Origin of the sequence: Fusobacterium mortiferum ATCC 9817 (genome assembly GCF_000158195.2) — a bacterium.
In the GTDB taxonomy this organism is placed as follows: Bacteria; Fusobacteriota; Fusobacteriia; order Fusobacteriales; family Fusobacteriaceae; genus Fusobacterium_A; species Fusobacterium_A mortiferum.
This window is the reverse complement of sequence record NZ_GL987988.1, coordinates 224304-250753: the sequence shown is the minus strand read 5'-3', so window position 1 is coordinate 250753 and position 26450 is coordinate 224304. Positions and strand designations below refer to the sequence as shown.

The following is a 26450-nucleotide window of genomic DNA, read 5'->3' as shown; positions in this document are numbered from 1 at the left end:
TATCTACATTTTTTTCTAAAAAAAGATAAAGAAAAACAAAGATTTACATATCCTATTTTATTTTTTAAAATAAATATATAACAAATATTTAGGAGGAAAATATGGCAGATATGACTAAAGAAACATTAATAGAAACAGCTGATATGATTTGCTGTAATACCTTTATTTTTAACCACAAATGGGATATGGAAGTTTGTAAAACTCCAGTAACTTTTGATAATGATATAAAATGGAATCATATCCCTTTTGATGATCCAGAGTGGACCTTTATGATGAATAGACATAAATTCTGGACTTTCTTAGCCAAAGCCTATCATCTTACAAAAGATAAAAAATATTTAGATACTTTTATCAGACAAATAAATTCTTGGATTGATAGTGTAGATATCTTTTCTGAAGAGTATAAAGATTGTTCTCGAACTATTGAAATGGGACTTAGATGTATCAACTGGATTAAAACTTTAGAAATTTTTGAAAAAGATTATACTTTTGATAAAGAGTTTAAAACAAAAATATTTAAATCTTTAAAACAACAATGTGATGTGTTACTTGAAGTTTATGATGATTTTAGAATTTTAAGTAATTGGGGTGTTTTACAAAATTGTGGACTTATTACTTTTGCTTTTTATTACCACCTCACTGATACTGATTATTTTTCTATACCATTAAAAAGATTGAAACATCAATGTGCTATTCAAATATTACCAGATGGAGTACATTGGGAACAATCTCCTATGTATCAAAATGAAGTTTTAAACTGTATTCTTGAAGTGGCAATAAATTTTAAAAAGTATAAATTTTCTATTCCACCATTTTTAAAAAGAACAATATCTAAAATAGGATACTCAAATATGGCTATGAAAAAACCTAGCCATACTCAACCTATGCAAGGAGATAGTGATTATACAGATTTAAGAGATATTATTACTAGATGTGCTGCTATTTTAAAAGATGGAACTCTAAAATCTGCAGGGTATTCTGAAATTGATTTTGAATCTATCTGGGAATTAGATGAAGAAAGTATAAAAAATTATCCTAGTATTCCTACTAACTATCCTAAATATCCTTCTATGGCTCTTGAAGAGAGTGGAAACTTCTTCCTACGTAACTCTTTTCACGAAGATGGGAACTATCTATGGTTTAACTGTGGAGCTATTGGAAGTGGACATGGACATGCTAATTTACTCCATTTCGATTTAAACTATCAGGGAGAAGATTTCTTAATTGATTCTGGTAGATATACCTATGTGGAAGAAAATCCTGTAAGAGTAGAATTGAAAAATTGTTATGCTCATAATACAACTATTGTAGATGATGAGATGTTTTCTAAATTTAAAGGTGCTTGGGGAATAGTTGAAGCTGCTCTTCCCTTAAATAATTATTATAAATTTAATAAAAATTTTGACTATGTAGAGGGAGCTCATTTAGGATATCTTAATCTTCCTAATCCCGTTATTCCTATGAGAAAAATCTTTTATCTAAAACCAAAGCTATGGATTATAGTAGACCAGTTTAATACATCAGGAGAACATAAGTACTCTCAATTTTTTAACCTTGATGATAAGATTACTCCAACTATTGAGAATAACTCTGTTACCCTTCAAGGAAAAAATACTCTATTTATGAAGTGGTCTGATAAATTGGATATTGATATAAAAGATATTCAAATCTCTAAAGAATATAATAAGCTCCAACCTAGTAAACGTATCACTACTAATTTTTTAAATAGTGGAGCTACTACAATAATAACTGTAATCTCTCCTAAAGATTTTGAATTGGAGAAAATCCAAGTGAGAAGAGGAAATGATGATTTAGTTGAGGAAAATGAATCTAAAGCTATTAAAATCTCTTTAGATAATGATGAAATTATTTTCTTCAATTCTACAAAGGAAATTAATAATCAAAAGAAAACTTATAAATTAAATGATACTCTTTTCTACGGTAAAACTGCCTTTTTCTTAAACGGAAAATTAAGAGTTCTAAAATATTAAATATAAAAAGAGCAAGTCAACTATAAAGTTACTTGCTCTTTATTTTATAACCCAGTATCCTCTAATGTAAATATTAAAGTTATTCTTTTATTGAACTTTCTTCCATTCTCAATAACTCCAATACTTAATCCATCATTCAGATTTCCTAATTTTTCATTTTTTAATTTATAGTATTTTTTTAATTTTTCAACTCTATCTAAGGCTATATCTAAATTTTTAACAATTTTATTTTCAGACAGAAGTATAATTATATTTTCAGCACCAAATAGTGCAGAACTTGTATTATAATCTCCTACCATAACTATCTGTCCATCTTCAGTTATAAATTCCCCTTCTAATATAGCTATCTCCGCTGTTAAAGAATCTCTTTTTATCTCTTCTTTCTTTTCTCCAGCTTCCATATAGTTAAAAAATTTACACTCTTTTAATCTCTCTATGAATTCCTCTGTATTTAATTCCCAAGTATCTCCTAGAGCTACTGTTTTATCTTTGTTAAGTAAAGAGATTATTCTTTCTTTTCCCTCTTCTAAACTCTCTACACAATATATTAAATACTCTTTATTTAATAATATTCTACTCAACTCTTCAACTCTCTTATTCTTATACCATAATATATTTTTATCCATCAGTATCCCAATTCCTCTTTTATTAAAATTACTTTTACATTTCCAAAAGGTCTTTTACCGTTTGAAATAATAGATATAAAATTACACATTCTCATATGAGTAGAGCAGTTTTCGCATTTTCCACTTATATTACAAGGTGTTTTATGATTTAATCTTTTAGAGTTTAAAGGTCCTGCATATTTTAATCTTTCAAGTCCCTCATGAGTATCAGCTACTATTTTATTTATTCCACTTATAACTATAACATTTTTTGGACCATATGCCATACCTGCTACTCTATTCCCACCAGAGTCCACTTGTAACAATTTTCCATCTTCAGTTATAGCATTTGTTCCTGTTACAAGGTAATCACTTAAAAGAGATTCTCTCATAACTTTTACTGTATCTTCCCAAGTAGGTTGAGCAAATCTTTCAAAGAAAGAATACTCTTCACTTCTAAATTTTTGTAGAAGCCCTGTCATATTTAAAGTAACAGAGCCTCCCATACTTATAAAACTCCCTCTTGGTATCTCTTGTAATGTAAGCTTTTCAGCTTCTTCTACATTATTTACTAATACTACATCAAATCCATTATTTTTTAAATTTTCAATAGTTTTATTTATTTTTTCTTCCCTAAATAGAGCTTTTATATTCTGCATAATTCCTCCAGAGAATTAATTATTTTTCGCTTCTCTTTTTAATCTTAAAATTTCTGCATTCTCGTTAACTTTCTTCTTAGATAGTGGATATACTAACATAAACATTAACACAACTAAACAGAATAATGTTGCAGGAACAGCAGTTGCTAAGTTATAGATTCCATTTAAAACTTCTTGTGTTTGCTCTTTTACTCCAGATTGGAATCCTATAATTGCAAGAGCATATCCTACTATACTACTTCCAAGAGCTTGTCCAATTTTTCTCGAGAATGAATAGATAGCATAAAGTGTTCCATCTTCTCTTTTTCCACTTTTAATCTCTGCGTCATCAATAACATCTATGATAGCTCCCCATACTGTATATCCAAAGAAAGTTACTCCTGAGAATCCAACTGATGAAATAGCAACATATACCCAAGGATTTTTTATTCTTAAGAAGAATAATAAAACAAATACTAATGAAGCAAGCCCTGCCATCACGCTGATAGACTCTCTTCTTCCAATTTTCTTAACTACTAAAGTAACTCCTGTTGCCATTGCTAAAGCTACTCCTAATTTAATAGCATTATATGTTGAAAGTGCTTCTGGCATTTTGAAATAGTAAGCATATAGATAAGCATTTACTCCACCAGTTAATAGGTTACCAAATATTAAACATACAGTTCCTCCTAGTATTCCTATCATAGCACGGTTGCTAAATATCATCTTAACAGAGCTTGCAAAAGATACCCCCTCTTTACTTAATGCAGGTACTTTTATACGTTCTGTTGTACAAGTATAACAGATATAGTAACACACTATTGCTATTAAAGATATTCCTCCAGCTGCAACTGGGAATATATTTCCATTATTTCTGATAACTACTTGAACTCCTTCATCTGTTATTATACGTTGATAGATTACTAATGGTCCAAAGAATCCTATTAAAAACTCTCCAATATATGCTCCCATTGCTCTAAATGTAATAAGTGATTGTCTCTCATCTGGTTTGTCAGTTATAGCTGAAGCCATTGCTCCATAAGGAATGTTTATTCCAGTAAAACAAATACTTCCATATAATAAGTAAGTTATATACATATATACTATTTTCACAATCATTGGATAATCTCTTAAGAATGATTGATACATTAAGAAACTTGCAATAGCAACTGGAGCTGCCATTATTCTTATCCACTTTTTGAACTTACCATCTTTACCTTGTGGAGCAGTATCAACTATTCTTCCCATAGTTATATCTGTAAAAGCATCTACTAGTCTTGACACTAGAAACATTGTTCCTACTACTGCTGGCTTCATTCCCCATACTTGTGTATAGAATACCATTAAAAATTGGCTTACAAATATAAGCATTACGTCGTTTCCAAAATCTCCAAAAAGATAACCTATCTTATCTCTCATACCAAAAGGTCTTATAGTTTTATTCGTTTCCATTGTTTTATTCTCCTCAATATTCCTATATTATTTTAATTTATTACCAGTACATTTTCCACTCTGGCTTCATTATTCTTACTAGTGCTTCCATATAGAAGTAATCTCCCCATATACAACACTCATCTACTCCTGAACCATGTGGTTTACTATATACTGCTTGAGTTAACAATCCGTTTGAATATTCTATATCCTTTGTTGTATATTTCTCTATTAATGATTTCATTATTGTATTTACAGCATTCTTATAAATTTTCTTATCTGGGTCTGTATCTGGTAAATATTTTAACATCTCTAACATTCCACATACTGCTATTGCTGCTGCTGATGTATCTCTCTCTTCTCCAGAATTATCATCAAACATTAAATCCCAGTAACATACGCTGTCTGCTGGTAATTTATTTAAGAAGTAGTTTGTTACTCTCTTAAATAGTGTTACAAATTTTTCATCTTTTAGGTAACTATATGCTAGTGGGAATCCATATACTCCCCATGCTTGTCCTCTTGCCCAAGCTGATTCATCTGATGCTCCTTGTGCTGTTACTCCTTTTGTTGGTTTTCCAGTTTCTGGGTCAAAGAAGAATGTGTGGTGTGTTGAACTATCATCTCTTACCACTACACTTGCTGCTGTATTGATATGTTTTGTAGCTACCTCTCTATATTTAGGATCTCCTGTTACCTCTGTTGCCCAAAATAGTAAAGGTACATTCATATTACAATCTATTATTAATCTATATGCATTAGGATCATCTAAATCTCCCCATGCTTGAATAAATTCTCCTTTTTCTTTAAATCTTCCTAATAGATGATCAGCTGCTTTTAATGCTGCTACTTTAGCTCTTTCTAATCCCGCTACTTTATATCCTGCTACTGCTGATGGAGTATATAAAAATCCTAAGTCGTGATGGTTTACTCCTACTTTATTTGTTATTCTCTCATCATAAAATTTTATTTGAAATTGAGCTACATTTTTATATCTCTTTTCTCCTGTTATTTCATGAGCTAGCCATAACATTCCTGTCCAGAATCCACTAGTCCAGTCGTCCCATTCTCCTCCATTTAATATTCCAGGATAGATATAGTTAGTACTACAAGGTCTTGGGTATGTATTGATAAATGTTTTACAATTTCCATCTATCTTTTTTAATGCTTCATGTAATGCTCCAAATAGCATCTCTCTTGGTAATTCTACATCTTTTGAAAATCTTTCTCTCATCTCTTTAGTTAATTCCATCTTATTTCCTCCTACAACTATTTAAAATTTAAAATTATCTTGATACTTATTTGCCCATTCCTTTAAAATTTTCTCAAATTTTTCAGCCAATGGATTTTCTTCTATTTTATCTATTTTTACTGGATTTAGTTGATATGGGTCTGCTATATTATCATAAAGTAATCTTTCCACTCCATAATCTAGTCTATATCCTCTATTGATTACATAGGTATATCTCTCACTTCTTACAGCTCTCCAACCATAATCTATATTTTTTTCTCCTACCTCTTCAAAACCTTTTACAGCTCTCGCTTGTCCAGGATATGCAGAAAGTATTGCATAGTTTTCTTTCTTATCTCCTGTAAGTATAACCTCTTTTAAGTCTACTCCTTCCACAGTATTAGGAATTGGTAACCCCATAAGTGAAAGTATTGTAGGCATTATATCTACTCCATTTAATACACTTTCTGTTCTTCCTTTTATATATCTATCTCCATACTTTATTATAAAAGGAACTGCTACTGATTCCTCATACCATACATGCTTACTCCATAGTCTATGAGCACATAGTAACTCTCCATGGTCAGCTGTTAAAACGATTATTGTATCATCATAAAGTCCATCATCTTTTAATTTTTGTAATAGTCTTCCAAAGTTTTCATCTACTCCAGTTACTGCTGCAAAATATTTTCTCATTATCTCCTGATACTCATCATCAGTGAAATTAAGTCTTGGATTTACTGACTCTGTATGGTCAGTTACATCAGTTAAAAGAACATTTGGGTTTACCTTAAATTTTTTACCAGCATAGATATCTACATATTTTTGTGGTACCAAATCAAGTGGTGTATGTGGTGGATTCCATGAAACTATCAAGGCAAAAGGATTTTCCTTGTTTTTATCAATAAACTCTAATGCTCTATCTGTTTCATGCTCTACAGACCATTGTTTTACCTGTATCATTTCCTCACTATCATTCCAATAGTGTGGTTCTAAGTGATGATCATAAGCTCCATAGGAATACCAATAATCTACCCCATGTCTTTTCTTTCCAGGTGGAGTATATGCGTCCCAATCTCTTGCTCCAGATTTTGGATTTTCTACTAAATTACTCTCTGGAAGATCTAGATGCCATTTTCCTATATACCCTGTTGTATATCCATTATTTTTTAAAACATCCATTAGAGTAATCTCTTCCTCTTTTAAAAATACATTATTTAAACCATTTTTACAGTTTGTCCATACACCATGACTTATTGGATATTTTCCAGTAAACATAGTAGCTCTATTAGGAGAACATAGTGGACATGCACTCATAGCATTATCAAAACTCAATGCTTCTTCTGCAAAAGAATCAATATTAGGAGTTATTACTTCATCTTTTTTCATAAATCCCATTGCATCTCTTCTCCATTGATCTGCAAATATAAAAAGTAAATTTGGTTTTTTCATAGTTAATCCTCCCTCTTTTTATCTTCACTTTACATCAACATAATATTAAAATTTCGGCTTAATGTAAATCTTCATTATTCTTTTTTAATACAAAATAGAATATCGAAATCATCATTATTCTCTTTCAATACAAAATAGAATAATGATGATGTTTTATTTTAGAGTTATTTTTTTAAAATTATTTCTATTTCTGTATTCTTCTCCTTTTTGTTTGTTTATTTTTTTTATATTTTTTATTTTTTTCCTTTTTTTGTACATTTTTTTTGATGTTTTATTTTCATTTTTTATTGTATTTTTTTCTTATCAAACAGTTATTTTTTATAATTTCGTCTATCTTCCTCTTAATATTTAAAATTTATTAAAATTTACAAATTATTTTTTCGTCTATATTTTCAAAAAATTTTATAAAAATATCCTCTAGAATTTTGACATAGAAAAAACAAAAAATTTATGATAAAATAATACTTGTTAAGTGGCAGTTTATTGAAAGAAAAGGAGAGATTATGATATTAAAAAAAACATTATTTATTTTATTAGAAATTATTTTTTTTATAATTCCAACATACTCTCAAGATAATTTAAAAATAACTGACAAGCCATTGGAAGTTACAATATTAGCTATACATAATGACTTAGTTTTTAATGAAAATTGGTCTGTATTTAAGGAAGCATTTAAAGATACGAATATTAAATTGAAAGGAATTGGTTCAAAAAATCTTGCTGATGAAATACAAGCTTTTAATTTAATGATTACCTTTGGAGAGTTACCAGATATCATCTCATTAAGTCAAGGAGATAAACTTGAAGAGCTTGGAATGAATGGAAAAATACTTCCTCTAAATGATTTAATTGATAAATATGCTCCTAATATTAAAGCTTTTTTTGAAAAATATCCACGTTATAAAAAAGATGCAATTTCTGCAGATGGAAACATATATTTTATCCCAGATTATTATGATTGGTATGCTATGAGAGCTTCCCAGGGGCTCTATATTAGAAGAGATTGGCTTAATAACTTAAATTTAAAAGTTCCTAATACAATGGAAGAGTTTTATAAAACTTTAAAAGCTTTTAAAACTCAAGATCCAAATGGTAATGGAATACCTGATGAGATTCCATATTTTGAAAGAAATACAGAGTTTGTGGAAAAAGAGCTCTTAGGTTTATTTGGAGCTGAAATAAGTTTTTATATAGATGAAAATAAAGTTAAATTTGGTCCTAAAGAAGAAAGATTTAAAGAAGCTATTAGAGAAGTTATAAAATGGTATAGTGAAGAATTAATTGATTCTGAAATTTTTACAAGAGGGTTTCAAACAAGAGATTATATTTTAAAAAATAACCTTGGTGGAGCTACATTTGATTGGTTTAGTAGTACAAGTACATATAATACCTCATTAAAGGAAGAGGTTAATAATTTTGAATTTATAGCTATTGACCCCCCACTATATAAAGGTAAACGTTATGCTCCAGATGCTAGACCAACTTATTTAGGTGGCTGGGGAATAACTAAATCAGCTCAAGATCCTATATCTATTATAAAATACTTTGATTATTGGTTTTCTCCTAAAGGATATGAGTTAGCTAACTGGGGAATTGAGGGAGATACATTTCTAAAAGATATTGATGGAAATAAATATTTTACTAAGAAGGTTATGAAGGATAAAAATAGAACTCCTCTACAAGTTTTAAGAGAAGAGGGAGTTCAATTTAGAATAGGTGGTCCTCAAGATTATGAGTATGAAAAAGCTTGGGGAGAAACTGATGCAAATTTTTGGATGAAAAGATATACTCAAGAAGGCTTCTTAGTAGAACCTATGCCTACACTAAAATATACCTTAGCTGAAAATGAAAAATTGCAAACTATAAAACCTAAATTAGATACCTTTGTTAAAGATATGTGTCAAAGATGGATATTAGGAGTTGAAGACTTCGATACTACATATGATAATTTTTTAAAAGAATTAAAACATATTGGATTAAATGAAGCATTAGAAATAAACCAAAAAGCTTATGAGAGATTTATTTCTAGTAATTAACTTTATGCTTAGGAGAGTGTTATGAAAACTATTTTAAAAAAAGAGTATTGGAATAAAATTTCAAATAAACTTATTCCAATATTTGTTTTCCTTATTATATTTTTATTGACTATCTATAATACTAATAAAATACTCAATCAAACCCAAAAAGAAAATTTACAAAAAGCCGAAGAGCTTTACCAGAGCATTGATAAAAAATTAAATTTTCTTAATATTACTCTTTATGAGTTAAAAACTAGTTCACAATTTAAAGCATATTTTTCTGAAAACTCTTCTATTAGTGAAAAAAGATATAAGAGAATTAAACTTTATGAATATTTGAAAAAAACTAATACTATATATAATAGACTTGGATTTTCAATAGAATTTTTTGAAAAAAATGAAAATTTAGTTTTTTCCAATTTAGGAGTTATGGATAAAACTCAATATTTCAAATACAATGATTTTCCTGAAAATTTAGAAGAAAAACAAAAATTTCTTAATAAAGTGGGAGAAAAAATAAATTTTGTATTTTATCAAGGAAGTTTTGAGAAAAATAGTAATATTTATTGGATAATCTCTTTAGATAGAGAAGCTTTTTTTCAGAAATATATTTTGAATTAGATAACTGGTATCTGACTAACGGAAATTTTAATATCAATCTAGGAAAAAAACCTCCTTTTTCTGATATTATTCCAGAAAAAATGATTAAATTTAAAATAAGTTATTTTAACGGTGATTTTATATATAGTTTCCCTAAAATTAATAGGGTTGAAATTTTTTCTTATGAATTATTTAAACTTATTGTAATAGCAGGAATATTATACTTTTTATGCTATCTATTAAAACTTTTTATAATTGAGCCTGTTAGAAGTTTAGCTACTAAAATTGGTTATTCAGGAAAAAATATCAAGCAAGAAGTAAAATTTATAGAACAGAAGATTGAGGAAATCACATTAGAAAATAAAAATCTTGAATATACTATTAGTGATATGAAAGTTTATCAAAACAGAAAAAAAATTAAAGATTTTTTACTTGGATTAAATAATTTAGAAAGTATTCAAGATATTATCTCAAATATCCCTGTTTTAAATTTAAAAAACTATAGAGTTTTAATTCTTGAAATTTTAGATGTAGAAGTTACAGATAATATTTATGATAAGATTAAAATCTCTAAAGAGTTTGTTTCTAAATATTTTGAAGAGGAAGTTATTTATGAAATAGTAGATATAGACTATAAGAGTATTGCTATTATTTTAGAAGATAAACTTAGCGAAGAAGAGTTAGAAGAGGTAATGATCTGTCTTGCTAATCATTGTGAAAGAAACTTCAAATTGACATTTTCTATTGCTATTACAAAAGAATATGCTAAATTAAATGAGATGCCAAGAGCATACAAAGAAGCTAAAAAAATATTAGATTACAAGTTTGTATTCAAACAAAAAAGAGTTATTTTCCTTAAAGATTTAGACGAAACTCAAACTAAGAAATATTACTATCCTATTGAGATAGAAGCTAAGCTTATAACTAAAACTTTAAATGCTAATGAGATAGGAATTAAAAGAATCTTAGATGAAATATTTGATGAGAGTAACACAGCAGATATTGATAAAAAACATTTAAAAGAATTTAGTGGGCTTCTTTATAATAGTTTAGGAAGAATTTTAATTCAATTAAAAGAGATGAATTCAGATATTGACCCTAAAATTTTTAGTAGTGAAGAAATTTTAAGAGCCAATGATTTAAAAGAGCTTAGAGAAAAATTTGAAGAAAAAATTCTAGATGTATGTAAAATAGCTAAAGAAAAAGATGAAGATGATAACTCTGATATAAAAAATAAAATAGAAAAATATCTTGAAGATAATTACCATATAGATATCTCTCTTGATAATCTTGCTGATTATCTAGGACACTCTTTTAAATATACAAGTATTTTATTTAAAAAAGTTATGGGGGATAATTTTAAAAACTATCTAAATATCTATAGGATAGAAAAAGCCAAAGAGATTATGGCTGAAAATAAAGATATTAAAATAAAAGATTTAGCCGAAAGAATTGGATACAATAGTTCAAATACTTTTATAAGAATCTTTAGGAAATATGAGGGAGTTTCTCCTGGGAAATACTTTGGTTTAAATGAATAATAGTAACTACCTAGCCAGTAAATTACTTTAAGAAAAAAGGAAAAAGTTTTGTTAACCTATAGGGTAATACAATAAACTTTTTCCTTTTATTATAAAGCTATTTTATCTCTATTTTAGGTAGAATATTATTTAAAATATCCATATCTATTGTTCCTGTAGAATCTAACATAGCGTTAGTAGTTCCACAAGCTATTCCTAATCTAAAGCACTCTGCTAAATCTTTTCCTTGAGAAAGTGCATAAGCAAATCCCCCTACTGTTGAATCTCCTGAACCAACAGTATTTTTTATCTCTACTTTAGGAAATGTTCCTCTATATACTCTCTCTGGTGTTATAAGTAAGGCTCCTGCTCCTCCAAGAGTTACCATAACATTTTCAGCTCCTTTTTTCATAAGCTCTCTAGCTGCATCTGCTATCTCTTCAATAGAGTTTAATTTTCTTCCTAAAATATCCTCTAACTCCTCTTGATTAGGTTTTATAAGGAAAGGCTTAGCTTCTATTCCCTTTACTAGTGTACTTCCACTTGTATCAAGAATAAATTTTATACCTCTTTTATTTCCCTCTTCAATAAGAGTATTATAAACTAATGGGTCTATTCCCTTTAGTAAACTTCCAGAACCACATATTACTTTAATCTCTTTATCTTCTAATATTTCTAAATATTTTTTTATAAATAGATTACAAACTTCCATATCTCCTTTTCCAGACTCTAGGATCTCTGTAATTCCATCTATTTTCTCATCAATTATAGCAATACATGTTCTTGTTTCATACTCACTCTCTAAAAAATTGTTTTTTATAGAGTTTTCATTTAATTTTTTTAAGAAAAGTTTTCCTGTAAATCCACCAACTATACCTGTTGCTAATATATCTCCACCTAAAAGGTTTATTATTCTACTTACATTTATTCCTTTTCCACCAGCATTTTTTTCTATCCCTTGAGTTCTGTTGACATTTCCTAATCTAAAATTTTCAACATTATATCTCACATCAATAGCTGGGTTTAAAGTAACTGTTAATACTCTACTCATTATGCTTTCCCGTTACTTCCACACATTAAGATTTTTTCCATAGCAACTTTTTTCATAACCTCTTTAGCTGGTCCAAAATATTTTCTAGGGTCGCTTTCATTTGGTTTATTTACTAATACTTCTCTTAATTTTTCAGCAAATGGCATCTTTAACTCTGTTGCAATATTTACTTTTGTAATTCCTAATTCAATAGCTTTTTTAACTTGATCAGCTGGTACTCCAGAAGCTCCGTGTAATACTAATGGTACATCTACAACTGCTCTTATCTCTGCAAGTCTTTCGAAATCTAATTTTGGCTCCTCTTTATATACTCCATGAGCTGTTCCAATAGCTACTGCTAGAGAATCAATTCCTGTTCTCTCTACATACTCTTTAGCTTGAACTGGATTAGTATATTTGCTATCTTTATCATCTCTTACTAAGTCGTCCTCTTGTCCTCCAAGAACTCCTAACTCTCCCTCTACTGTTACATCAAATCTATGAGCATAATCTACTACCTCTTTAACTCTTCTGATATTCTCTTCAAAATCAAAGTGAGAAGCATCTATCATAGCTGACTTAGTTCCTAATTGAATAGCGTTTACTATCTCATCATAGCTCTCATGATGGTCTAAGTGCATAGCAATAGGGATATCATATTTATTTGCACAAATTTCTACAAGTTTTATAAAAAACTCTGGTCCTGCATATTTCATTGTTCCTGGAGTTGCAGCAACTATAATTGGAGATCTTAACTCTACAGCTGCCTCTACTACTGTTTGAATTGTTTCCATATTATGTACGTTAAAAGCTGGTACAGCATATTTTCCTTTTTGAGCATCTAATAATAATTGTCTTGTTGATACTAACATTTTTTCCTCCTATAAATCTATTAAAATTTTAAATTTACTTTTTTAAAAAATTATTTATTATATTCATGGATAATTACACCTTTAACTACTCTGTTAACCTCTCCTGTAGGACATGGATTATCAGGGTTAATTCCTAATTTTGCAGATTTTACTAAAGATATTAATTGTCCATATACTAGGTATCCTAATCCCGCAAATACCTCTTCAATCTCTCCTAGTTTTTCATCAGCAAATGAGAAGTAATAATCACAGTTATTTTTTACCTCTTCATCACATACAGTATCTAGTACGATTATTTTTTTCTTTCCACCTTCATTTTTAAACTCTTTTAAAAGGTCTAATTCATATATTCTTGTATATGGATTATTTGACATCATACATACGATAGCTGTTTTATCATTTACTATTGATTTAGGTCCATGTCTAAATCCTAAAAATGTGTTATAGAAAGAAGCCAATTTTCCACCTGTTAACTCTAGAACTTTTAAAGATACCTCTTCAGCTAATCCTTTTAAAGCTCCATCTCCTAAATAAACTATTCTCTCTATATCTAAGTCAGTTATTGTTTCAGCATCTGCTAATATTTTTTCTAGATTTTTTTCTACTAAGTTAGCTACATAAGTAACTTTTCTTTCCATTTCAGCAAAATCTTTTCTTAGTAAAACTAATACCCCTGCTACTACCATTGATGAGAAACTTCCTGTCATAGCAAATCCCTTATCATTTGTTTTTTCAGGCATTAGTAGAAGATATTTATTATCTCCCTCTTTAGAAATTTTTGCTAAATGTCCTTCTGGATTACAAGTTATAAAGATGTGATAAATATTTTTCACTAATTTATCAGCTAGGTTTACTGTAGCTACACTTTCAGGAGAATTCCCTGATCTAGCACATGAAACTAATATAGTAGCTGTATCTGCTTCTAAATATTGTTCTGGCATAGATACTATATCAGTAGTTGGTACTGATAAAACATCTATATCTACTTTGCTGTTTACATATGAACAAAGAGTATTTCCTACAAATTCAGAAGAACCTGCCCCTGTAAAAACTACTTTTACTTTTTTTCCTTGAACTTTTTCAATAAAAGCTCCTATTGACTTAAGGTTATTTTTTACTATTTCTAGTTCCTCTCTCCAAATAGAAGGTTGTTGAATTATTTCTTGCCAAGTTACACAATTTTTAAATTCCATCTTTTTTCTCCTTTTATCCTCAATTTATTTTATTTATTCATTACAAGGGCTGCTGCTCCCTTTATTCCCGCTTCCTCTTCTAACTTACCAAATGTAAAAATAAGGTTTTCCATTGTCATTCCTAATGCATATTTAGGTAGATATTTTTTTACACCATCTGTAATTATCTCTCCTGCTCTTGCTACACCACCAGTAAATATTATTATTTCTGGATTGATTATATTTAAAAGCATTCCTACCCCTTCAGCTAATTTTTCACAGAAGAAATCTACAATCTCACTTGAAAATTTATCTCCTTTTTTAGCTAAATCAAATATATGCTTTGCTTCTAGTTTTTCTAAATCTCCACCTATTACTTCATATAAGGCATTATTTTTATCTAGCTCTAATCTTCTTCTTCCCTCTCTAACTATACCAGTAGCTGAGCAATAAGTTTCTAAACAACCAGTAAGTCCACAACCACATTTATACCCCTCTTTATTTACCACTACATGTCCAAACTCTCCAGCTGCTCCTCCAGCTCCTTCTAATATTTTTCCATCTATTATTATTCCAGCTGCTATTCCTGTTCCTATTGGTATTGTTATACTATTTTTATACCCTTTTCCAGCTCCAAAAAGTGTTTCTCCTAAAGCTATTACCTTAACATCATTTCCAACTTTTACTGGTTTTCCTGTTACCTTCTCCATCAAATCCTTAGCAGGAAAATCGTTATTCCATGAAAAGTTTGCTGCTATTTTTACCACTGAGTTATTCACTACTGGTCCAGGTATCCCTAATCCTATAGCTTCTATATCCTCTACCTTAATTTTTAATTTTTCAGCTAATTCCTTTGTCTTATTCCAAATTCTATTAAAAGTATCCTCTGCTCCTTTTTTAGATTCAGTTTTTATACTCTCTTTTCCTAAAATATCTCCTTGAGCATTTAAAATACCTATCTCAACATTTGTCCCACCTATGTCTATTCCTACAAAATAATTCATCTTCTCCTCCTAAAATTTATACTGTTGTCCGTACCAATTTTATTTTAATTAAAATCAGACCCGTTAGAGTCTGTTATTTTGCTCTTCCTCAAGTTCAACTTCAAATTCGAATCTATCTCCTCTAACTGAACTTATGGTGTACTCGATAATCTCTATTCCTGTATATGTCCATCTCTGAAGCTTTATAACTGGTGTTCCCTCTACTATTGAAAGTACATCAGCAACCTTTTTGTCAGAAATTTCTAATGAAAATCTCTCAATGGCTTTTGTGAATATCATCTTGTATCTACTTTGTAGGATATCATATAATGGACTAATTAGCAAATCTTTTTTTGATAAATTTGGAAATTTTTTCACAGGTAGGTATGTTTTTTCATACATAATTTCCTCTCCATCTGCCAATCTAAGCCTTATCAGTTCAAAAACCTTATCTCCTTTTTCAATATTTAATTCTTTAGAAATTTTTTCACTAGCTTCAACTTCTTTAAAAGATAAAATTTTAGATTCAGGAACTTTACCTTGTTTTTTCATTTCCTCTGTAAAACTATAAAATTTTAAAAGTTTTTGTTTTAATCTTTGAGAGGAAACAAAAGTTCCACTTCCTTGAATTTTATATATATATCCCTTTTTCTCCAAATAATCTATAGCTTGCCTTACTGTTGATCTACTTAATTTATATTTCTCACAGTACTCTCTTTCAGCAGGTAACCTATCATTTTCATGTAACCCTTTACTCTCTATCTCTCCTATTATAATCTCTGCTAATTGATAGTACAGTGGAATCCTCTCTTTTCCTAATAACATAAGATTCCTCCATCATAATATTTTCCAATTATTATGATAATACCACTTTTATCACTTTTTTACAAGAATTTATTTTAAAGGAGTTGTCACAAATCATTTGCCACAACTCCTTTTATTTAAACTCTATTAAATTTCATAGATTATTCTATATAACCAGTTTTCTAGTGGATCTTTGATCTTTACCATTTCAGCATGAAGTTCTTCTAACATCTCTCTTTTTATTTTAGAATACTTCTCATCATAGAATAAATTGTGTAACTCTTGTGGGTCATTTTTTAGATCATATAGTTCTCCAACATCAGTGGCATTGAAGATAAGTTTATAATCATCTCTTCTCCACATTCTTTGTTCAAAAGCCACAAAATGTCCAGCAAGTTGTCCTAATACACCTTTTCTATCATTATTTTTTCCCTCTCTTAAAATAGGTAATAATGATTCTCCATCAAAGAAATCAGGTGCTTTTTTCCCTGCTACCTCATTACAAGTAGAAGTTAAATCGTGAAGATATACAAAGTTATTATCTTCCTCTCCTTTTCTATTTGAAAGTGGATCTTTTATTATCATAGGGATTCTATATGTTGTATCAAACATAAACTCTCCCTTTTCTATCATTCTATGAGCTCCCATAGCATCTCCATGGTCAGCAGTTATTGCCATAAATAAACTCTCATACAATCCCTCTTCTTTAAGGAATTTTACAAACTCTCCAATAGCGTCATCAATAAGAGTTATATATCCCCAGAACTTACTGATTACCTCTTTCCATCTCTCTTCTGAAGCACTCCACATTCCCCACATTTTAGATATATCTTTATAGTGTAGTGGCTTTCCTTCTAATGGATTATAAAAGCTCTCATCTAACACAACATCTTCTGGCTTATACATAGAATAATATGGCTCTGGTATTACACATGGTGTATGTGGTCCCCAAAAGTTCATCCATACAAAGAAAGGTTTATTTTCTTTTTTAGCTTCTAATACAGCTTTTTTAGCTTCATCTACTACGAAGAATGGTAATGAAGCTTCTCTTGGTCCACTTAATAATCCACATAACTCTTGAACTCTAAGATGTGGGTTCTCTCCAAAATACTCTCTTGTTACTTCTGGAATCTCAAATCCTTTCTCTTCTAACCACTCTCTATATCTTGGCTCCTGTTTTGGTCCTTGAGCAAATACCATATTTTTGTATACTCCACTTCCTGGATATCCATATCCATCAAAGTTGTGTCCTCTAAATCCAAAATCTCTTGGGAGTACTGTTTTTCCAACATGCCATTTACCAATTAAGTAGTTAGCATAATCTCCCATCTCAGTTATGATATTAGGATTATCTAATTTAGGATCTCCCTCTCCACCTTTTTCACTATTTCTCATTAATTCATGATTACTTGGCATCTGTCCTGTAAAAAGAGATGTTCTTGCTGGACCACACACTGAAGCTGGTGTAAAAGCATTATTAAACTTTACTCCATCTGCTGCTATAGCATCCATATTTGGAGTTTTTACTATTTTATGTCCATATGTTCCAAGCATATCTACTCTTACTTGGTCTAATAATATAAAAGCTATATTATTCATTTAATATTGCCTCCTTAGTTGTTTCTTTTTTTTGTTTTATTTATTATAAATAATATAATAACTGTTAATACAACAAATATTCCTGTTAATCTTCCTAATCCATTTCCTCCAGCTAATCCTATTGGTGATAATACTGCATAAAGATATGCTAAACCTATTATTAATAATGCTGAAAATTCTCTTACATATTTCCAATCACTTAAATCTACATTTGATTTATTTCTTGTTGATGGAACATATGGAGTTTCTCTTTTGAAAATACTTCCTAGTATAAACATTGCAACTATATCAAATACAAATAATCCTCCCATTACATGAGTAAAGTTTATTTGAACTTTAAAAATCCATACTAGTGAATAGTATAAAATAACATGTAGTAATACAACTATTCTTGCTGCTTTTCCTGATATTGTTTTATTTAAAAATCCTACTGCTACTAAAGCAACTATTGGAATATTAAAGAATCCTGCAAATCTTTTTAATAGTAAAAATAATCCTCCTGTTCCATATTGTAATAATGGAGCAATTATCATAGATACTATTGCTATTATTGTTCCTGCTATCTTAGCAACTTTAATCAAATCTTCATCTGAAATATCTTTTTTAAATATTGGTCTATAAATATCATAACAGAAAAGTGTTGCAGCACTATTGATAAATGAGTTAAATGTACTTAAAATTGCTCCAAATAAGCAAGCTGTAAAGAAACCTAATAATGGTTTAGGTAGTACTTTTGAAACTAACATTGGATAAGCTAAGTCTATTGTTTTTATAGAATCTCCAAAAATATGGAATGATACTAATCCAGGTACATTTAATAAAAATGGTAAAAATAATAGGAATACTCCTGCATATAATATACCTTTTTGTCCCTCTGCTAAACTTTTAGCTGCTAACGATCTTTGAATAATTGCTTGGTTTGTTGTCCAATAGAAGAAGTTTACTATTAAGATTCCTGTAAATATAGTTGTCCAAGGTACAGGATCTGCTGCTCCTCCCCAAGCTGTAAGTTTATCAATATGAGTAGTAGTTACTATCTCTACTCCTTTTGCCATACTTCCTTCTCCAAGATATTTTAAAGCAAAGAAAGGTATCATAGCTCCACCTATTATTAGAGCAAAACCATTTAATGTATCAGATACTGCTACTGCTTTTAATCCTCCAAATATAGCATATATTCCTCCAATAATTCCTATTAACCACACCACACTCCATAATGCTACATTAAAACTTACTCCAAACATTGCTTCTACGTCAAATATTTGTGTAAAAGCTATTGCTCCTGAGTATAAAGCTCCTGGAATCATTACAAATGTATATGCTACTAAGAATAAAAGAGACATTATCTGTCTTGTTTGTTTATCATATCTTTCTTCGAAAAACTCTGGTATTGTTGTAAATCCACCTTTTAAATATCTTGGTAGTAAGAATATTGCAAGTACACATAATGGAATTACTGATTGAACTGTCCAAGCTATTATTGAAAAGTTACTAGCATATGATGAAGCATTTACTCCAACAAGTTGTTCAGTTGATAAACTTGTAAGAACCATTGAAAACCCAATTACTGTTGCTGTCAGTCCTCTACCTGCTAAAAAATACCCCTTTGCACTATTCTCTTCATCTTTTGTTTTTAACCAAGATATAAAAGCTATTAATGCTGTAATAAACACAAATGATATAAATGTCATTTTACCACCCCTAAATTTATCTTCTAAAAAATCCTAAAACTTAACTAAAAATTTGTAGTATATATAAATCTATCTCCTCTTACTGTAGAAGTTGTATATTCTACTACATCTTTACCTTGAAACACTACCCTTTCTACCTTCATTCCTAAATCATTTTCTTTTAATCCTAAATTTTTTGCTTCATTTATGTCTAATTTACATGGATAAAATAACTCTTTTCCATGTGTCATTTTTATTCCGTACTCCTCAGATAAAATATCATAAAGTTTTTTGTCAGTAAGTTCTTTCATTTCTATTCCATCTACTAGCTTATAGTTAAGATTAATTGTTTCATAAATAAGAGGCTCATTATTTCCATATCTTATCCATTTAATTTGGCATAGCATTTCATTCTCTTCTAGTTGCATTTTTTCTCTTACATAGGCATCAGCTACTTTTATTTTCAATGAGATTATTTTTGAAACTGGAACTTTTCCAAGGCTTCTCATATCATCATAAAACTTACTAAAACTAGAACGATTTTGATATATCTTAGGAGTAGAAACATAACTTCCTTTCCCTCTCAATTTATAAATATATCCATCTTTTTCTAAAATATCTAGAGCTTGTCTTACTGTTGTACGGCTTAAATCATAAATTTTACAAAATTCATTTTCTGCTGGAATTTTATCATTTTCTTTAAGCTTTTGCTCATCTACAGCTTTTTTTATACTATGAGCTAACTGTTGGTATAAAGGTATTTCACTTTTTTTGTCAATTTTAAACATTTTTTCTCCCATGGTTTAATAAAATGATATCATCTTGTTATAACAAGTATAACCTTTCTACTTTTCCTTGTCAACCCTTATTTTTACTGGCTTAAACTTGTATCATACAAGAAATACAGCTTTTTCATCACTTTTAATCAACTTGTATCTAATAAATTTTTTCAAGGTTTTTTACAACTCATTTTGTTCTTTTTAAGACTGTAAAGAACTATTTTACAATAGATATTCTATTTAGAAAATATAATATACAAAAATAATAAATTTACTTTTTAAAACCCCCTATAATTTTTTAAATCAACTAAATTTATTTTTTTTGTTTTTTACTTCAAATTAAACTTTTTTAATAAAAAAAATACTAAAAAAAACATTTTATCTATTGACATTATATTTTTAAAGTTGTAAAATTATCGAAAGAGGTACGTACAACACAACATTTTAAGGAGGATTTTATTATGCCTAATATCGTTTTAACTAGAATTGATAACAGATTAATCCATGGTCAAGTAGCTACTGCTTGGACTCAATATTCAGGAGCAAACTTATTATTAGTTCCTAATGATGATGTTTCAACTAATCCTACTAGACAAAATTTAATGAACCTTGCTGCACCTAAAGGAGTCCAAACAAGATTTTTTTCTATTCAAAAAACTATTGATATCATTCACAAAGCTGCTGATAGACAACTTATAGCTATCATAGCTGAAACACCTCAAGATGTAGTAAAATTAGTTGAAGGTGGAGTTCCTATAAAAAAAGTAAATGTTGGAAATATGCATATGTCTGAAGGAAAAAAACAAATTTCAAAGGCTGTTTGTGTTGATGATAATGATATAAAAGCTTTTAATAGATTAAAAGAACTTGGTGTAGAAGTAGAAATACAAAGAGTTCCTACTGAAGCAAAAGAAAATATTTGGGAATTAATAAAATAAATTTTTAAGGGAGGAAGACTATGTTACTAGAATCATTGTTAATAGCAATATTTGCTGGTATTGCTGGTATTGATTTATTTAATGGACTTTTTCATATCCATAGACCTATTGTAACAGGAGCAATTGTAGGTTTAATTCTAGGTGATTTAAAAATGGGGCTTATTGCTGGAGCTACCCTTGAGCTTGTATGGATGGGAGCAGTGCCAGTTGGAGGAGCACAACCACCTAACGTTGTAGTTGGAGGTATTATAGGTAGTGCTTTCGCTATTTTAACTAAACAAGATCCTGCAACAGCAGTTGGAATAGCAATCCCATTTGCTGTAGCAGTTCAAGCTTGTATTACATTGATGTTTACTTTCTTCTCACCTGTTATGCATAAGGCAGATAAGTTTGCTGAAGAATGCAATACAAGTGGAATTGAAAGAATCAACTATCTTGGAATGGCACTATTATTTGTATTCTATTTCGTTGTTACATTTTTACCAATTTCATTGGGTGCTGAAGCAGCTAAAGAGATTGTTGAGCTTTTACCAGAGTGGTTAATAGCTGGATTTGGAGTAGCTGGTGGATTAATGCCTGCAATTGGATTTGCTATGTTATTAAATATTATGTTTAAGAAAAATTATATCATATTCTTTGTACTAGGATTTATCTTAGCAACTTATCTAAATCTACCTGTTATAGGTATTGCTGCAATTGGATTCATAATTGCTCTATACGATTACTTCATAAATAAAAAAATGGATAGCTTAGAACCTGTAGCAACAGCAAATGGTGAGGAGGATTATAGCGATGGAATATAGAGATACAAGTAAAGAGAAAGTTTTAACTAAAAAAGATTTAAATGGAATGGTTTGGAGATCATTACTTTTACAAGCTTCTTTCAACTATGAAAGAATGCAAGCTGGTGGTTGGTTATATTCTATTCTTCCTGGACTAAAGAAAATTCATAAAAATAAAGAAGATTTAAGTAATTCTATGAAATTACATCTAGAATTTTTCAACGTACATCCTTTCTTAGTTACATTTGTACAAGGGCTTGTACTTGCAATGGAAGAAAATAAAGAGAGTAGAGATTCTATAAGAGGTATAAAAATAGCTTTAATGGGACCTCTTGGTGGTATTGGAGATGCTTTATTCTGGTTTACTTTACTTCCTATTGCTGCTTCTGTTGGAGTTTCTTTAGGAATACAAGGTAATATAGCTGGTCCTATTATCTTCTTATTAGTTTTTAATATTGTTCATCTCTTCTTAAGATTTTTCTTAATGCATTACTCTTATAAAATGGGAGTAGGAGCTATTGAGAAATTAAAAGATGATACTCAATATGTAACTAACGGTTCTCTAATCTTAGGACTTACAGTTATTGGAGGACTTATAGCTTCATTTGTAAGAATGAATATCGCTTATGTTGTTAATCTAGGAAGTATTAGTATAGATATTCAAAAAGATATTATAGATAAAATTATGCCAAATATGCTTCCTCTTCTTTATACATTATTCATGTTCTATCTATTGAAAAAAGGTAAAAAGCCTATCTTCCTAATAGTAGTAACATTAGTTATTGGTATTGTTGGAAAATTCTTTGGTGTACTATAAATAATGGAGGTCATATGATACCTATTGTAATAACTGGACATGGACAATTTGCCACTTCTATAAAAGAAACCATAAAATATATTCTTGGAGAACAACCTAATGTATATTTTGTAGATTTTAATAACGGTATGGGAAATAGAGAATTAGAAGATAAATTAAAAAATCTTATTCAAGAATTAAATAGTAAGCAAATTTTATTTTTAACTGACTTAGTTGGTGGTACTCCTTTTTCAACTGCTGTTCTCTTAAGTGAAGAGAATCCAGAATACAAGATTTTTGGTGGTTGTAATATGCCAATGATAATCTCTGCAATCGAACTTTCAGAAGAAGAAGATATAAATTACATAGCAGATGAGATTTTAAACTTCGCTAAAGACAATATAATACTATTTAATCCTATTATAACTAATACCTCTACTGATGACGAAGATGGTATTTAAGAATTAACTTTAAAATTTAAAAGAAGGTACTATTGCAATTTAAGAATTTGCAACAGTACCTTCTTTTTTACTTTAAATTCTCTTTAAGAATTTATAATATTTTTTAAATTTTTTGTAACTTAATTTTTATAACTTTAGAATAAGTAGTTGTTATATAAAGAATTGTTTTCTCATCTTGATATTCAACTTTTATCCCTTTATTCTCTTCTAATTTGTATTTTCCATTTAAAACAACCTTTGAAGTATGAGGTATTGAATTATTTTTATTCCAAGCTCTAGAATATATACTTACCTCTCTCATTTTACCATTTTTATCATACTGGCTTTCATCTCTTCCTTCATAAAGTCTTAAATCTGGATCAACAAAACTAAGTTCTATCCCAGCTTCCATTGGAGCAATCATTATCATAGATGGGGTATCTATTTCAGAGATATACCTATCCTTTATCTTTCCACTTTCAAATAAAGCATATCCCCTCATTTTAGATACTTTATCTTCCACTATATGTGCATTATAATCTTTTTTAAGTACCTCATATCCTTTATCAATTTTAAATTTATTTTGTTCCTCCTCATTTCCTTTAACTAAGATACTATACTCATATCCCTTATCTTTTGGATTTTTTCCATGGTTAATATACGCTAACTCATAATTATTTTCAGTTGGAGTTCCCTCTTTTTGGTCAAAAGAGTGTTGTTTTTCTCTTTTATAATGTACCTCTCCATCAGCAACTGCATAGATATTATTTTGACTATCTATTAAAACTATATCTCCCTTCGTTACCTTTTCTACTTTTTCAATTTTCCCATCTCCTAAATAGTTTTGGAAAAGAGTAGTATGAGTTTCATTAACTTTATCGTCATTTTCTATATTGCTACCTAATAATACCACTCTATTATCAAAGAAAAATACAGATTTTCTAGCTCTATGGCTTCCATTATATTTTGGATTTTCGTGTAATTTCATAGCAAACATACCATTGTTATTTAAGTTATTTCCTCCAGAATAAGTTTCATCTGAAAGTAACATCTCCTCTATTCCACTAAATGTATCTACTTGAGCTATGCTTGATTTCATCTCTTCCAGTGGCAAAGCAATGGCAGTAGTTCCAGGATAATGTGCCCAGTTCCATCCCTCTTGTACAAATCCACTCTCTTTTAAAGAGTTTTGTAATATTTGAACAGTTCCATAACTCATATATCTTCCATATAGATTATTTTTTTTATAAGTTTCATTTCCTACCAAATATCTACTAAATCCCTTTACTCCCACTAACCACTCATCTCTTCTATGAAGTTGTAGCGATCCCATATTCATTGTCCAAGCTCCATTTGGAGTTTCTTCCTCTCTATACCCAAGTTTTTTTAATTCTTTGGCAAATTTTCCATCACTATCAAGTCTTAAATATGCTTCAGCTAGCTCCTTATCTATACCCTCTTTTTTCCCATATGCTGTATATCTAAATACATCAGTGGATATTTTAAAACTATCATTTGGATGTCTTCCACTTATACTAATTAACCAATTATATTTATTAGAATAGATTCTTGACATGAGAACAGATTTTTTTACCTTATTATAGGCAATTTCATCTAAAGCAAAGTCTGTATTTCCTAAGTAATAGATTATTGGAGTTAATCCTTCAAAAGCTCCTTTTGCATAAGCTGGATAATTTTGCATATGATGAAATACAGAGCCATCATCTTTAAATCCACCAGAAAGCCCAGGTGTATAATTTATTCCATAAGCTAGATAATTATTGAATTGTCTAAGTTGTGCAGTTGCTACTCTTTCATCTTCATTTAACATTATAGCTGTTAACATTCCAGATAACATTGTATTCAATACATCTATATTTACACCTTTTATCTCTTCACTTGGAGTATATATCATTCCCATAGCACTATACCACATTACCATCTCTTTAGCTTTAATTAAATCTCTATGAGATAAAAGCGGTTCTCTCATAAGTAAGATACTTTGATATACCTCTCTTATATTATATCCAAGATGGTGTATTGTTCCTTGAGAGCTTCCCTTTGTCCACCCTTGACTATACATAAAATCAAGAGCATCTTTAAATATAGAATATATCTCTTCTTGTTGGTTTTTATCATTTGTAGAATTATACATATATGCTAGCTCTCTTAAATAAGTTCCAAACTCTTGAAGTGGAAGATAATCTATCAAAGCAAACTCCTCTTTTGATAACTCTTCATAGATTTCTATCAACTGTGGAGTAGCTAAGAATTGTTTTTTATACTCTTCTAACTTTTCTCTCTTCTCTCTAATATTTTTATCTTTTACTTTTACACTTTTCAATATATCTTTTCTTAACTTTTCCCCTATCTTTTGTAATCCTATTCTCTCTTGAGATGTTATCTCTTTTAAATTACTTTTCTTTATTTGATTATAATTTTTATATAGAGCCATCCAGTGAGCATTAGCTGTGTAATCAGCTGGCAGATTTACAAAATTTACCTGCTCATCTCTAGCATTATATCTAGGATCTATCAAAATAGAAGGTATAATCTGATCTAAATATATCTCTCCATCAGAATTAGGAGCAACAAATACTATTTCATCCATTCCTGTAATTGCTCTTCCCTTCATATCTCTATCATACTGCACCCACATAGTTCTCCAACCTGTAAAATCCATATTTATTTCAAAGTATGACTTCGTTTCTCCATACTTTTTAAACTCTACCTTTAGTTTATCTTTTATTGGAGTTTTATTATATATCCACATAGCAAAACTTGCTCTTGATTTTTCCTTTCCTCCCTCTTGAAAAGGTTTATATCCTACATCTCCTTTTATAGAGAGTTTATCTCCTTTTTTAAATTTCCATTTTAAAGATTGCTCTCCATCTTTTACTATCTCTTTTGATATCTCTATTTTTGAATTCTTTCCAACAATTATATTTTCTGGAATTCCTCCTTCAAATTGATAATTTCCATAAGCATAACTATTGATTAAAACTGCAATAGAAAGCAACATCTTTCTAAAGGTAATCCTATTTTTTCTTGTCATCATAACCTCTTTTCTCATAAATTTAATTTTTATAATAATACTTA

22 protein-coding genes are annotated in these 26450 nt (G+C 29.4%); 8 read left to right on the top strand and 14 right to left on the bottom strand.

The annotated features are described in order from the left end of the window. The first annotated feature begins 101 nt into the window (after positions 1-101). Entirely contained in the window at positions 102-1991 is a 1890-nt protein-coding gene (locus FMAG_RS02195; protein ID WP_005883636.1) for an alginate lyase family protein, read from the top strand. Between the two features lie 44 nt (positions 1992-2035). On the opposite strand, the gene FMAG_RS02190 is transcribed toward FMAG_RS02195, so the two are convergent. Genes FMAG_RS02190 through FMAG_RS02170 form a run of 5 tightly spaced genes read right to left on the bottom strand, consistent with a single transcriptional unit; the run spans position 2036 to position 7348 of the window. Further along, positions 2036-2617 (bottom strand): LUD domain-containing protein, encoded by a 582-nt coding sequence (locus FMAG_RS02190; RefSeq protein WP_005883633.1) that lies wholly within the window; start codon positions 2615-2617, stop codon positions 2036-2038. Next, the gene (locus tag FMAG_RS02185; RefSeq protein ID WP_005883631.1) at positions 2617-3255 is read right to left on the bottom strand and encodes a lactate utilization protein; all 639 of its coding nucleotides are present in this window, start codon (positions 3253-3255) and stop codon (positions 2617-2619) included. Before FMAG_RS02185 ends, FMAG_RS02190 begins: the two co-directional genes overlap by 1 nt. A 15-nt stretch (positions 3256-3270) precedes the next feature. Next, positions 3271-4686 (bottom strand): MFS transporter, encoded by a 1416-nt coding sequence (locus FMAG_RS02180; RefSeq protein WP_005883629.1) that lies wholly within the window; start codon positions 4684-4686, stop codon positions 3271-3273. A 40-nt stretch (positions 4687-4726) separates the two neighbouring features. Further along, positions 4727-5917: a glycoside hydrolase family 88 protein gene (locus FMAG_RS02175; protein WP_005883627.1), complete on the bottom strand. Its 1191-nt coding sequence runs from the start codon at positions 5915-5917 to the stop codon at positions 4727-4729. Positions 5918-5938: 21 nt separating this feature from the next. Further along, positions 5939-7348, bottom strand: coding sequence for a sulfatase family protein (locus FMAG_RS02170; protein WP_005883626.1), 1410 nt, complete (start codon positions 7346-7348; stop codon positions 5939-5941). Positions 7349-7851: 503 nt separating this feature from the next. On the opposite strand from FMAG_RS02170, the gene FMAG_RS02165 reads away from it, so the two are divergent. The 3 genes from FMAG_RS02165 (at position 7852) to FMAG_RS02155 (ending at position 11507) form a co-directional block, all read left to right on the top strand. After that, positions 7852-9384 (top strand): type 2 periplasmic-binding domain-containing protein, encoded by a 1533-nt coding sequence (locus FMAG_RS02165; protein WP_005883624.1) that lies wholly within the window; start codon positions 7852-7854, stop codon positions 9382-9384. A 21-nt stretch (positions 9385-9405) separates the two neighbouring features. Then, positions 9406-9987 (top strand): hypothetical protein, encoded by a 582-nt coding sequence (locus tag FMAG_RS02160; RefSeq protein WP_005883622.1) that lies wholly within the window; start codon positions 9406-9408, stop codon positions 9985-9987. Positions 9988-10067: 80 nt separating this feature from the next. Then, positions 10068-11507, top strand: a complete 1440-nt coding sequence (locus FMAG_RS02155) for a helix-turn-helix domain-containing protein (RefSeq protein WP_005883620.1) — start codon at positions 10068-10070, stop codon at positions 11505-11507. A 97-nt stretch (positions 11508-11604) separates the two neighbouring features. Here the strand turns inward: FMAG_RS02155 and pfkB are convergent, their stop codons facing one another. The 8 genes from pfkB to FMAG_RS02115 form a co-directional block, all read right to left on the bottom strand. Beyond that, positions 11605-12537, bottom strand: coding sequence for a 1-phosphofructokinase (gene pfkB, locus FMAG_RS02150; RefSeq protein WP_005883618.1), 933 nt, complete (start codon positions 12535-12537; stop codon positions 11605-11607). Next, entirely contained in the window at positions 12537-13388 is an 852-nt protein-coding gene (locus FMAG_RS02145; RefSeq protein ID WP_005883616.1) for a tagatose bisphosphate family class II aldolase, read from the bottom strand. Before FMAG_RS02145 ends, pfkB begins: the two co-directional genes overlap by 1 nt. Before the next feature lie 50 nt (positions 13389-13438). Beyond that, positions 13439-14581 carry an SIS domain-containing protein gene (locus FMAG_RS02140; protein ID WP_005883614.1) on the bottom strand — a complete coding sequence of 381 codons (1143 nt, stop codon included), beginning with the start codon at positions 14579-14581 and terminating at the stop codon, positions 13439-13441. Positions 14582-14610: 29 nt separating this feature from the next. Beyond that, positions 14611-15564: an ROK family protein gene (locus FMAG_RS02135; protein WP_005883612.1), complete on the bottom strand. Its 954-nt coding sequence runs from the start codon at positions 15562-15564 to the stop codon at positions 14611-14613. A gap of 63 nt (positions 15565-15627) precedes the next feature. Further along, a complete protein-coding gene (locus tag FMAG_RS02130; protein ID WP_005883610.1) occupies positions 15628-16368 on the bottom strand; it encodes a GntR family transcriptional regulator in 741 nt (246 codons plus the stop codon). A gap of 126 nt (positions 16369-16494) precedes the next feature. Further along, the gene (locus tag FMAG_RS02125; protein WP_005883607.1) at positions 16495-17946 is read right to left on the bottom strand and encodes a sulfatase-like hydrolase/transferase; all 1452 of its coding nucleotides are present in this window, start codon (positions 17944-17946) and stop codon (positions 16495-16497) included. A 14-nt stretch (positions 17947-17960) separates the two neighbouring features. Then, on the bottom strand, positions 17961-19637 hold the full coding sequence (locus tag FMAG_RS02120; RefSeq protein WP_005883605.1) for a solute:sodium symporter family transporter: 1677 nt from the start codon (positions 19635-19637) through the stop codon (positions 17961-17963). Positions 19638-19681: 44 nt separating this feature from the next. Further along, on the bottom strand, positions 19682-20404 hold the full coding sequence (locus tag FMAG_RS02115; RefSeq protein WP_005883603.1) for a GntR family transcriptional regulator: 723 nt from the start codon (positions 20402-20404) through the stop codon (positions 19682-19684). A gap of 452 nt (positions 20405-20856) precedes the next feature. On the opposite strand from FMAG_RS02115, the gene agaV reads away from it, so the two are divergent. The 4 genes from agaV to FMAG_RS02095 are packed head-to-tail and all read left to right on the top strand — an operon-like array spanning position 20857 to position 23372. Then, positions 20857-21333, top strand: a complete 477-nt coding sequence (gene agaV, locus FMAG_RS02110) for a PTS N-acetylgalactosamine transporter subunit IIB (protein WP_005883601.1) — start codon at positions 20857-20859, stop codon at positions 21331-21333. 20 nt (positions 21334-21353) lie between these two features. Further along, complete coding sequence (gene agaW, locus FMAG_RS02105) at positions 21354-22136, top strand: PTS N-acetylgalactosamine transporter subunit IIC (protein ID WP_005883600.1); 783 nt, start codon at positions 21354-21356, stop codon at positions 22134-22136. Continuing rightward, a complete protein-coding gene (locus FMAG_RS02100) occupies positions 22126-22932 on the top strand; it encodes a PTS system mannose/fructose/sorbose family transporter subunit IID (RefSeq protein WP_005883598.1) in 807 nt (268 codons plus the stop codon). The genes agaW and FMAG_RS02100 overlap by 11 nt, the downstream gene beginning before the upstream one ends. Before the next feature lie 14 nt (positions 22933-22946). After that, entirely contained in the window at positions 22947-23372 is a 426-nt protein-coding gene (locus FMAG_RS02095) for a PTS sugar transporter subunit IIA (protein ID WP_005883596.1), read from the top strand. Positions 23373-23475: 103 nt separating this feature from the next. Here the strand turns inward: FMAG_RS02095 and FMAG_RS02090 are convergent, their stop codons facing one another. Continuing rightward, a complete protein-coding gene (locus tag FMAG_RS02090) occupies positions 23476-26406 on the bottom strand; it encodes a chondroitinase family polysaccharide lyase (RefSeq protein WP_005883594.1) in 2931 nt (976 codons plus the stop codon). Positions 26407-26450 lie beyond the last annotated feature (44 nt).

Coding starts and splice junctions, on each gene's coding strand:
- FMAG_RS02125 (WP_005883607.1), bottom strand. CDS start 17,946: ATGAATAATATAGCTTTTATATTATTAGACCAAGTAAGAGTAGATATG.
- FMAG_RS02090 (WP_005883594.1), bottom strand. CDS start 26,406: ATGACAAGAAAAAATAGGATTACCTTTAGAAAGATGTTGCTTTCTATT.
- FMAG_RS02175 (WP_005883627.1), bottom strand. CDS start 5,917: ATGGAATTAACTAAAGAGATGAGAGAAAGATTTTCAAAAGATGTAGAA.
- FMAG_RS02120 (WP_005883605.1), bottom strand. CDS start 19,637: ATGACATTTATATCATTTGTGTTTATTACAGCATTAATAGCTTTTATA.
- FMAG_RS02095 (WP_005883596.1), top strand. CDS start 22,947: ATGATACCTATTGTAATAACTGGACATGGACAATTTGCCACTTCTATA.
- FMAG_RS02165 (WP_005883624.1), top strand. CDS start 7,852: ATGATATTAAAAAAAACATTATTTATTTTATTAGAAATTATTTTTTTT.
- FMAG_RS02100 (WP_005883598.1), top strand. CDS start 22,126: ATGGAATATAGAGATACAAGTAAAGAGAAAGTTTTAACTAAAAAAGAT.
- FMAG_RS02115 (WP_005883603.1), bottom strand. CDS start 20,404: ATGTTTAAAATTGACAAAAAAAGTGAAATACCTTTATACCAACAGTTA.
- FMAG_RS02185 (WP_005883631.1), bottom strand. CDS start 3,255: ATGCAGAATATAAAAGCTCTATTTAGGGAAGAAAAAATAAATAAAACT.
- FMAG_RS02195 (WP_005883636.1), top strand. CDS start 102: ATGGCAGATATGACTAAAGAAACATTAATAGAAACAGCTGATATGATT.
- FMAG_RS02170 (WP_005883626.1), bottom strand. CDS start 7,348: ATGAAAAAACCAAATTTACTTTTTATATTTGCAGATCAATGGAGAAGA.
- FMAG_RS02155 (WP_005883620.1), top strand. CDS start 10,068: ATGATTAAATTTAAAATAAGTTATTTTAACGGTGATTTTATATATAGT.
- FMAG_RS02130 (WP_005883610.1), bottom strand. CDS start 16,368: ATGTTATTAGGAAAAGAGAGGATTCCACTGTACTATCAATTAGCAGAG.
- pfkB (WP_005883618.1), bottom strand. CDS start 12,537: ATGAGTAGAGTATTAACAGTTACTTTAAACCCAGCTATTGATGTGAGA.
- FMAG_RS02145 (WP_005883616.1), bottom strand. CDS start 13,388: ATGTTAGTATCAACAAGACAATTATTATTAGATGCTCAAAAAGGAAAA.
- FMAG_RS02190 (WP_005883633.1), bottom strand. CDS start 2,617: ATGGATAAAAATATATTATGGTATAAGAATAAGAGAGTTGAAGAGTTG.
- FMAG_RS02140 (WP_005883614.1), bottom strand. CDS start 14,581: ATGGAATTTAAAAATTGTGTAACTTGGCAAGAAATAATTCAACAACCT.
- FMAG_RS02135 (WP_005883612.1), bottom strand. CDS start 15,564: ATGAATTATTTTGTAGGAATAGACATAGGTGGGACAAATGTTGAGATA.
- FMAG_RS02180 (WP_005883629.1), bottom strand. CDS start 4,686: ATGGAAACGAATAAAACTATAAGACCTTTTGGTATGAGAGATAAGATA.
- agaV (WP_005883601.1), top strand. CDS start 20,857: ATGCCTAATATCGTTTTAACTAGAATTGATAACAGATTAATCCATGGT.
- agaW (WP_005883600.1), top strand. CDS start 21,354: ATGTTACTAGAATCATTGTTAATAGCAATATTTGCTGGTATTGCTGGT.
- FMAG_RS02160 (WP_005883622.1), top strand. CDS start 9,406: ATGAAAACTATTTTAAAAAAAGAGTATTGGAATAAAATTTCAAATAAA.